Here is a 9,844-nt window from a genome sequence, read left to right as displayed (position 1 = left end):
GCGTAGCCCGTAGCACGCCGACCTTGTGGGCATGAGCGCAAGCGAAACGCCCACAAGGGCACGCCCAAAAAAATAAATAAAAACAAAATTTTTTCAGTTAGCTTGCTGTGCATCAAAAGGGTATACAGAATTGAGTTTTATATTTGCGACTACTTTATGTTTGATCCTAAACAAATAGATGCATATTGGCAACAAGAGTGGGCAAAAGACAATTATGCGTACTTTCATGCAGAAGACTATGCCGAACGCCCAAAGTTTTATATTTTAGACATGTTCCCCTTTCCCTCTGGAAGCGGACTACATGTAGGACACCCCTTAGGTTACATTGCCACAGACATTATTGCCCGATACAAACGATTAAAAGGATATAACGTACTGCATCCTATGGGCTGGGACGCCTTCGGCTTGCCCGCCGAACAATACGCCATAGAAACAGGTATTCATCCCGCTATCAGCACACAAAAAAACATAGAAACCTATAAACGCCAACTCAACCGAATTGGACTAGGCTACGACTGGCAACGTGAAATCAACACTACCGATCCTCAATACTACAAATGGACACAATGGATATTCCTCAAAATTTACAATAGCTGGTTTGATGAACGCGTTCAAAAAGCACGCCCAATTGAAACCTTGATACAAGAATTAGAGCAATTTGGTAACCAAAATATCCCTCAAACACATCCCTCCTTCGGTATTTTTGACGCTCACACATGGAACAAATTCTCCGAAACTGAAAAACATGCTTTTTTAAGCTCACAGCGATTAGCTTACTTAGCTGACGTAGAAGTAAATTGGTGTCCTGCGTTAGGAACAGTATTAGCTAACGAAGAGGTCAAAGATGGGCTTTCTGAACGAGGTGGACATCCCGTAGAACGCATACCTATGAAACAATGGATCATGCGAATCACTGCCTACGCGCCGCGATTGTTAGAAGACCTAAAAGAGGTAGACTGGCCTGAATCTATCAAAGAAATGCAAAGAAATTGGATAGGACAAAGTCAAGGGGCAGAAATTGATTTTCCTGTGGCAGATAAACCTAATTTATCTATCAAAATTTTTACTACTCGTCCAGATACTATTTGCGGAGCTACTTTTATGATTCTTGCCCCTGAACATGAACTCGTACCTAAAATTACTACCGCTGAACAAAAAAGCATAGTAGAAGAATACATACAAGCTTGTAAAAATAAATCTGAACGCGAACGCATCGCACATAAGACTAAAACAGGCGTTTTTACAGGTGCTTACGCGATTAACCCCATCAATCAAGCTAAAATTCCTGTTTATATTGCGGATTATGTAATTGCTACTTATGGCACAGGGGCTATTATGTGCGTACCTGCCCATGATGAACGCGACTACGAATTTGCTAAAATGTTCAATTTGCCTATTATTCCTGTACTAACGCAAGGTAATCTTTCCGAAACAGAAAGTGCCAAAGAGTTAGAAAAAAATGCTTATTCAGGTTTAGATGGGACTGTAATTAACTCTACTCCAGAGCTCAATGGATTAACTGCGTTTCAAGCTCAAAGTAAAGTAGTTGAAATTGTAACAAAATTGGGCATAGGCAAAAGTGTAGTCAATTACAAACTTAGAGATTGGTTATTTAGCCGACAAAGATATTGGGGCGAACCTTTTCCTATAATCTACAAAAATGGACTACCCTACCCGTTAGATGAAAAAGACTTACCTGTACTGCTGCCTGACCTTTCAGACTATAAGCCCACAGGTACTCCTGAACCTCCTCTTTCAAAAGCTAAGGAATGGATGCATCTACCCGATGGTAGCGTGCGCGAAACTAACACTATGCCAAACTGGGCAGGTTCGTGTTGGTATTATCTACGTTACCTTGACCCTCACAATCCAAACGAATTTGTAGATAAAGAAAAAGAAAAGTATTGGATGAACGTAGATGTGTATGTAGGTGGTGCTGAACATGCGGTTTTACACTTGCTTTACGCTCGCTTTTGGCACAAGGTGCTGTATGATTTAGGATATGTATCCCACAAAGAACCTTTTCAAAAACTCATTAATCAAGGAATGATTTTGGGCGTATCAGAATATATTTACAAGATAAAAAATCAAAATGTGTTTGTGAGTTATGGAAAGCACAAGGGGTATGATACGCAGGCAATACGAGTGAATATTCATTTTGTAAAAGATAATGTGTTAGATATTGAAAAGTTCAAGCAATGGCGACCTGAATACAAAGATGCGTACTTTATTTGTGATGACGATGGTACGTTTAAGACACGTTCCGAAGTTGAAAAAATGTCTAAAACATACTACAACGTAGTCAATCCTGATGAAATTTGTGATAAGTATGGTGCAGATGCTTTTCGTTTATATGAAATGTTTTTAGGTCCGCTTACGGATAGCAAACCTTGGAACACTAATGGAATAGATGGCGTATATCGGTTTTTGAAAAAGTTATGGCGTTTATTTTATCCTGATGCAGATTTGTATGAAGGTAAGCCTTACACGCGTAGACCTTTGCAGTTAGATGAAAGTGAACCTACTTTGGAGGAGTTGAAGGTTTTGCATAGCTTTTTGAAAAAATGTCAAGAGGATATTGAGCAATACGCTTTCAATACTGTGGTTTCTGCGGCAATGATATGTGTCAATGAGCTTGGGCGGTTGAATTGCCGTAAAAGAGCCATTTTAGAGCCTTTTATTATTGCTTTATCGCCTTTTGCGCCGCATATTTGTGAAGAATTGTGGTTTTTGTTAGGGCATAAAGGGGGCATATTGAAAGCTCAATTTCCCGAGTACAATTCGGCTTATTTAGTGCAAGATACGGTTCGGTATCCTATTCAGATAAATGGCAAGGTAAAAGTAAATTTGGACTTACCCAAAGCTGCTTCCGCGCAGCAAATAGAAGAATTAGTTTTGCAAAGCACTGATGTACAACGATATTTACAAGGTAAATTGCCCAAGAAGGTGATTGTAGTGCCGAATAAGATAGTCAATATTGTGGTATGAAGGTATTTTTTTTATTACGGAATAATTTTTTTGGGCGTGCCCTTGTGGGCGTTTCGCTGCGCTCATGCCCACAAGGTCGGCGTGCTGCGGGCTTCGCTTCGCTTCGGTGCTTCGCTGCGCTGCGCACCGTGCTGACGCACGCCCTCCGCATGCCTCACGCAGATAAATTTTTAGCACCTGTTCTCTCTCTATTCAACCGTAGGTTTGTAGCCATTTTAGTTTGTTTGATTGCGCTGCTTTATTTCTCTTGTGGCAGGCGTAAGCAATATGTACCTAAACCTAAGTGTTACAATATCATTCATTTACCTGAACCTGCTTACCAAAGGTTGGATACAGTAGCTTATCCGTATTCATTTGAGTATTCCAAGCATGCGCGTTTAGTTCCTGATGATAAAGAACGGTTATGGTTATCCATTTATTACCCCAAATTTGATGCTACCATTAACCTCACGTATTTTGACCTCACCCAACCTTACAAAGGTAAAAAAGCGACCATGCACAGCATTTTTGAAGACCACCGCAGGCTAATTTATGCCCATACAGACAAAGTAACGAGCATACGAGAAAAAGTATATAAAGTCAACGGGAATAAAATTATCTGGTTTGACTTACAGGGCGAAGTAGGTACGCAAGGGCAGTTCTTTGCTTCGGATTCTTTGAAGCACGTATTAGTAGCTAACATGTACTTCAAAACTGCCCTAAAAAATGACTCTCTTGCCCCTGTGATTACTTTTGTTAAAAACGATTTAGCTCGTATTTATCAAACTTTGAAATGGAAGCGGTAATACAAGCTAGCTTTCAAATGATATTTTTTGCCCATTTTGGTTGTAGAAGGCATATTCATGCAGGGCAAGCGTATCATCTTTGACAATTTTAAGCCATTTTTTATACTTAAAAAACCATTTTCGTTGAATAGACAAAATGCCTTTGGTAAAATACGCCGCAGTAACAGGATTGAGGTGCAAAGTAACTTTATTATCTATTTTGCTTGAAAGTAGATATTTGACCATTTCCTCAATTTCAGCAACAAAGTTGCTAGCCTGCATGCTTTTGTTGGCGTTATTTTCAGTTTCTATTTGAAGTTCAGGGCGTACGCGTTGGCGAGTAATTTGCATCAATCCAAATTTGCTAATCGGCAAAACGTTACATTTAGCACGAGATTTTTTAAGTGCGTTTGTCATGTATTCATAGAGTTCATTGCGATGCTTAGGGTTTTGCATATCAATAAAATCAATAACAATGATGCCCCCTAAATCTCGTAAGCGCATTTGACGTACAATTTCTTCGGCGGCTTCCATGTTCATAGCAAAGGCATTTTCAGCTAAGGTAGTATCAGCTTTTAGTTGAGTTTTTCCACTATTGACATCAATTACGTGCATAGCTTCTGTGTGCTCAATAATCAAATAGCCCCCGCTGGCTAAATCTACCTGTCTTCCAAAAGAAGCTTGAATCTGCTTGTAAATACCTGCATATTCAAATAATTTTTGTTTTCCCCGATAATACTTGACAATTCCTTCTTGTTCAGGAGAAATACGCTTTATATATTCTCGGATTTCGTCATAGTATTCTTTGCTGTCTACCACAATAGCATCGTAATTAGTGTCAAGCAAATCTCTAATTAAGGTTAAAGTTCTGCTCATTTCATTCATAACCCGAGAAACAGGGGGCGCTTCTATCAATTTTTCGCAGAAAGTATTCCAGCGTTTGAGTAAGTCTTTGAGATCTCTCTGCAAGTCATTGATATCCGCATCTGCTGCAGCAGTACGTATAATGATGCCGAAGTTATTCGGGCGTAGTGGCGCTAAACTTTGCCTAATCTTTTTTCTGATAGAAAAGTCTTTAATTTTTTTAGAGATGGAGATACTATTGCTAAAAGGTACTAATACCAAAAACCGCCCTGCTAGGGAGTAATTAAGAGTTAATCGAGGACCTTTGTTTCCAATAGGTTCTTTATCAATTTGTACGGGCAGTAAAGTTTCTTTATGAAGTACTTCACTAATTCCCCCTTTGACATCAATTTGAGGCTCAAATTCAAATGTAGATAAATCGGGGACACGTTTTTCATTCCGTAAAGTCTGAAAAAATTTAATAATCGTCCTAGCATTTGGACCTAAATCTGTGTAGTGTAAAAAAGCATCTCTTTCATAGCCTACGTCTAAAAAAGCGCCATTTAAGTCTGTTTTCAAACGCTTAATTTTAGCTAAATACAGGTCGCCTACACTAAAAGGTGCATCAGGGCGATCCTGGTGTAGCTCCACTAATTTTTTATTTTCCAGTACAGCAACTTGTACTACTTTGTCTGCTGTAGTGATAAAAATTTCGTTGCTCACGTTTGTATAGATTTAAAATAAGACAGTTCTTATTACATATAAACAAAGACTATCAGAATACAAAATTGTAAAATCACACACCTTTCTCACTCTTTTGAGGAGAAGGTGTGTGCGCACGCTTAGCGTTTTTTCTTATGGCGATTTTTTCTCAACCTTTTTTTACGCTTATGCGTTGCGATTTTGTGTCTCTTTCTTTTTCTTCCGCATGGCATAGTTAATATAGATTAAAGTTAAACTTTTTACTTTTCTAATTGAGATAAGTATTCTTTGGCTTCCACCTGATAAGATGGATTTTGAGTTATTTTAAGCAACTCATTAAACTTTTGCTTAGCTTCATTATTTCTTTTCATCTGCATATAAGCAATCCCTGAATACAACAGTGCCTGTTCCTTAATCATCTGATTCTCGGGGTTTAAAGAAACAACCTTTTCAAATCTTTTTACTGCTTTGTCAAATTGCCCTGTTTGCATGGATAAGATGCCCAAATTATGCTGCGCAAGTACGTGCGTAGGATTTTTATCCGCAATGTCTTTGAGCATGAATATTCCTTGCATGGGGTTACCTGTCAAGGTGTAGCATACAGCCATGTCCACAGATGCATTTATATTGTTAGGGTTAATGTTAAGTGCTTTTTGATACAGAGAAATAGCTCTTAGGGCTACTTTTCTTCTCATAGTGGTATCTGAAAGACTTTTAGTTGCTTCAAAGTAGCGGCTAGCCGCATCTAAATATTTTATTTCAGTTTTTTCTTTGTGTGCTATGAGTTCCCTATAATATCCTGCCCAATCTAGTCTATTTTGTTTTTCTGCGTCTTGTATCATAGCTTGAAGTGCTTGTAATGAGTCTTCCCAATTTTTAGCATTGAGTAATAGAGATCTATCTTTAAGAGTAATAGGTTCAAATTGTTGCGCTAATTCATCTAATTTTTCGGTTTTGTTTTGTATTTGCTGGTCTTCTTTTTTAACGATTGTTTTTTGAGTAAAAACAAATAAAAGTAAAAAGGCTACCACACCCAAAATGCCAATAATAATTTTTTGATGTAAATTCATACTAGGTTTATTTGAGTTGGGTTTCATTTTGAGAATTCTCTGTAGAAATGGATTGACTAGGACTGTATGAGTAGCCACAAACTGAATAGGAGATAGAGTCTTTTACCCATTTCATATTACATCTATGACAAAGGCTCAAGCTCATAAAACCTCTATTTATTGGCTTTTTTAGTTTTTTTATCTTTTTTGTCGCTTGTAATGTCTTGTGCGTGTTTTTTATCTTTTGAAGCTAATTTCTTTTCGATTTCCTGCGTATTCTTTTTTACTCTTTCAGCAAAGAGTTTAGAAGGCTTAAAGGCAGGAATGTAATGTTCATCAATTAGCATAGGTTGATTTTTAGCGATATTACGGGCTACTTTCTTAGCGCGTTTTTTTACAATGAAGCTACCAAAACCACGTATGTATATATTGTTTCCCTCACTAAGACTTTGTTTGACAATTTTCAAAAATTGTTCTATTACCTCTTGACAATACTCTCGCTCTTTTGTTTGATCTTTGTTAATTTCTTTTTTAGCCAACTGTTCAAGAATCTGCTGAATTACTTCTGCTTTTGTCATACTCTTGCGAAATATGAAGTGTTTTTGAGATTGCAAAGTTAGTATAAAAAATTCAAAGTCAAATTTTTATGTACGTTCGTCCTGATTTTTATTTGAATATCAATAAGATAATTTTTTCTTGCTACTTTTTTATGTCAGAAATTCCAACTTTTTATAGCCTCATACCATTCCAATATAGTTTGAAAATGATAGTCAGCATCAGAATGTGGCTCTTGGTGTATAAGGATAGTAGCAAGCCCTGCTTTCTTACCAGCAGTTACATCTCTTGGATTATCTCCTATCATGTAGCTTTTTGAAGTGTCTATTTTGTACTTGGCTATAGCTTTTTCTACTAACAAAGATTTCGGTTTTCGGCACAAACATTCACCTGTAATTTGGGGTAAGTGCGGGCAATAAAAAAAGTCCTCAATCCAAATACCTTTCCCAAAATACATTTTTTGCAAATGGTGATGAAAATTTTGCAATTGTGCTAAGTTGAATAATCCCCTAGCTACACCACTTTGGTTAGTAACTACTACGAACCTATAGCTGATTTTACTAAAATATAGAAGGCACTCTACAATACCTTCGGGTATAAGAATCTTGTCAGGTTCGTGAATAAAACCTATATCCTTGTTCAGAATACCATCTCGGTCAAGAATAAGAAAACGATTCATAAATTGGTATAACTTTTGTGAATTCACACTTGATTTTGCAGTAAAAAGAGTTTAATTTAATATTGCTCAAAACAAAAATTATGAAAAAAATTCTCATTCTTATTTTGACTCTTACAAACTTTACTTTGATTAGTGCTGGTTTTAAGAAAAGTCAGCCTACTATTATAGACCCTTGCAAAGTGTACGGAAAAATAAAGTTAGTTGAAAATGGTGAAGATGTCAAAGTAAGAATTGTAAGTTCAGGAGAAAAGCTAAGAGTAAAATATGTTACTGAAAACGCTACTGCACCTGGACAATGGGAATTAGTAGTATCAGGTGCGCAGTATAAAGTAAAAATAGTAGAAAGCGGGGAGGATTTTACTATCAGAGAAGTCAAATCAGGTGAAGGATGTAATTAAATACTAAAAAAAGTTTTCAAAATAGAGTTGTTATGTTACATATATTACAAATGTGTTAGTAATTCTTTATATTTTTTGTAACTTTGCAGTCTATTTTTCAACTACAAGCATATTCAAGTACAAGAAGTTATGTCTATTCAGCAGTTGTTATTTCAGCAGTATGGCATACAAGCGAAAGAACCAGTATACTACAATCTTTCAGTACCTGAATTAGTGGAGCACGCTATTCTCAATAGAGAAGCTACACTAGCGGATAACGGCGCACTCAACGCTATGACAGGAAAAAGAACAGGGCGCTCTCCCAAAGACAGGTATATTGTGAAAGAAGATAGCACAGCACATCATATATGGTGGGGCGAAGTAAACATACCCATAGAGGAAAAAATCTTTGAATCATTGTACAAAAAAGTTATAGATTACCTAAGCTCTAAAAAACTCTACGTACGTGAAGTTTTTGCAGGCGCAGACAAAAACTACAGAATAAACATCAGGGCTATCAATGAACTTGCTTGGCACAATTTATTTATCAACAACATGTTCATTCGCCCTACTCAAAAGGAATTAGAAAACTTCAAAGCAGACTTTACTATTATTTCCGCGCCTCGGTTCTTAGCTAATCCAGAGGTAGATGGCACACGGTCAGAAGCTTTTATTATCGTCAACTTTAAGAAAAGAATCGTACTCATAGGAGGAACAGAATACGCAGGGGAAATGAAAAAATCCATCTTTAGCATACTTAATTATCTTTTGCCCCAGCAAGGAGTATTCCCCATGCACTGTTCCGCTAATGTAGGTAAAGAAGGGGATGTGGCTATTTTCTTCGGACTGTCAGGTACAGGAAAAACCACTTTATCTGCGGACCCTAATCGCAGTTTAATCGGAGATGATGAACACGGATGGACAGATGAAGGTATATTTAATTTTGAAGGAGGATGCTATGCTAAGTGTATCAACCTAAGCAAAGAGAAAGAACCTGATATTTGGCATGCTATTAAGTTTGGAAGTGTGTTAGAAAATATTGTTTATTTTCCCAATAGTCATACTCCTGACTACAGCAACAATTCTATTACAGAAAATACTCGGACAGCTTATCCGCTAGAGTATATCAGAAATGCAGTTATTCCCAGTGTAGGAGGTATTCCAAAAAACATATTCTTTCTAACCTGTGATGCTTTTGGTGTGCTTCCCCCTATATCTAAATTAGAAAGTGCACAAGCAATGTATCATTACATATCAGGATATACTGCAAAAGTAGCAGGAACCGAAACAGGAGTAACCGAACCTACAACTACTTTCAGTGCTTGCTTTGGGCAGCCCTTTTTGCCTTTACACCCTACAAAGTATGCTGCTATGCTCAAAGAAAAAATGGAAAAGTACCAAACCAAAGTGTGGCTAGTTAACACAGGTTGGTCAGGGGGCAGCTATGGTGTAGGTTCTCGTATGAAGCTCTCTTATACACGTGCCATGATTACAGCAGCCTTAGAGGGTAAGTTAGACAATGTAACATACACGCGTGATCCAATTTTTGGGCTTCTGATACCAGATAGTGTACCTGGCGTTCCCACAGAATTGCTCAACCCTCGCAACACATGGGCAGACAAAGAGGCTTATGACCAAAAAGCTAATGAATTAGCCCAAGGATTTATCAAAAACTTTGAGCGCTTTGCAGACTTTGCTACTCCTGAAATGCTTTCTGCTGCGCCGAAAGTAGCTATTAAAGTGTAATAGGCTTCTGTATGTTGTCAAGAGGGGTCAAATTTTCCATTGCCCTGATAATTAGTAGTAAGAAATAATTTGATTTTTTTGGGCGTGCCCCTTGCTGCGCAAGGGTCGGGGCATTCCGCACTGCGCTTCGCTTCGGTGCTT

Annotated in this window: 8 protein-coding genes; 4 read left to right on the top strand and 4 right to left on the bottom strand. The window is 37.6% G+C overall.

The genetic code is table 11. The features are described 5' to 3' along the window. The first annotated feature begins 156 nt into the window (after window positions 1–156). Window positions 157–2,988: a leucine--tRNA ligase gene (leuS, locus tag NZ519_08665; protein ID MCS7028824.1), complete on the top strand. Its 2,832-nt coding sequence runs from the start codon at window positions 157–159 to the stop codon at window positions 2,986–2,988. A gap of 44 nt (window positions 2,989–3,032) precedes the next feature. Beyond that, window positions 3,033–3,773: a gliding motility lipoprotein GldD gene (locus NZ519_08660; protein MCS7028823.1), complete on the top strand. Its 741-nt coding sequence runs from the start codon at window positions 3,033–3,035 to the stop codon at window positions 3,771–3,773. A 6-nt stretch (window positions 3,774–3,779) separates the two neighbouring features. Here the strand turns inward: NZ519_08660 and NZ519_08655 are convergent, their stop codons facing one another. The 4 genes from NZ519_08655 to NZ519_08640 all read right to left on the bottom strand — a co-directional run bounded on the left by NZ519_08655 (window position 3,780) and on the right by NZ519_08640 (window position 7,607). Continuing rightward, window positions 3,780–5,318 (bottom strand): Rne/Rng family ribonuclease, encoded by a 1,539-nt coding sequence (locus NZ519_08655; protein MCS7028822.1) that lies wholly within the window; start codon window positions 5,316–5,318, stop codon window positions 3,780–3,782. A 239-nt stretch (window positions 5,319–5,557) separates the two neighbouring features. Further along, complete coding sequence (locus tag NZ519_08650; protein ID MCS7028821.1) at window positions 5,558–6,367, bottom strand: tetratricopeptide repeat protein; 810 nt, start codon at window positions 6,365–6,367, stop codon at window positions 5,558–5,560. Between the two features lie 152 nt (window positions 6,368–6,519). Then, window positions 6,520–6,924: an integration host factor subunit beta gene (locus NZ519_08645; GenBank protein MCS7028820.1), complete on the bottom strand. Its 405-nt coding sequence runs from the start codon at window positions 6,922–6,924 to the stop codon at window positions 6,520–6,522. Window positions 6,925–7,058: 134 nt separating this feature from the next. Next, window positions 7,059–7,607, bottom strand: a complete 549-nt coding sequence (locus tag NZ519_08640; GenBank protein MCS7028819.1) for an HAD family hydrolase — start codon at window positions 7,605–7,607, stop codon at window positions 7,059–7,061. A gap of 53 nt (window positions 7,608–7,660) precedes the next feature. On the opposite strand from NZ519_08640, the gene NZ519_08635 reads away from it, so the two are divergent. Beyond that, on the top strand, window positions 7,661–7,978 hold the full coding sequence (locus NZ519_08635; GenBank protein ID MCS7028818.1) for a hypothetical protein: 318 nt from the start codon (window positions 7,661–7,663) through the stop codon (window positions 7,976–7,978). A gap of 129 nt (window positions 7,979–8,107) precedes the next feature. Then, window positions 8,108–9,703 carry a phosphoenolpyruvate carboxykinase (ATP) gene (pckA, locus tag NZ519_08630; GenBank protein ID MCS7028817.1) on the top strand — a complete coding sequence of 532 codons (1,596 nt, stop codon included), beginning with the start codon at window positions 8,108–8,110 and terminating at the stop codon, window positions 9,701–9,703. The last annotated feature ends 141 nt before the right edge of the window (window positions 9,704–9,844 follow it).

The organism is Bacteroidia bacterium (assembly GCA_025056095.1).
Taxonomy (GTDB): domain Bacteria; phylum Bacteroidota; class Bacteroidia; order JANWVE01; family JANWVE01; genus JANWVE01.
Note: the sequence above shows the minus strand (reverse complement) of the source record. Positions and strands in the feature narration are given on the sequence as shown.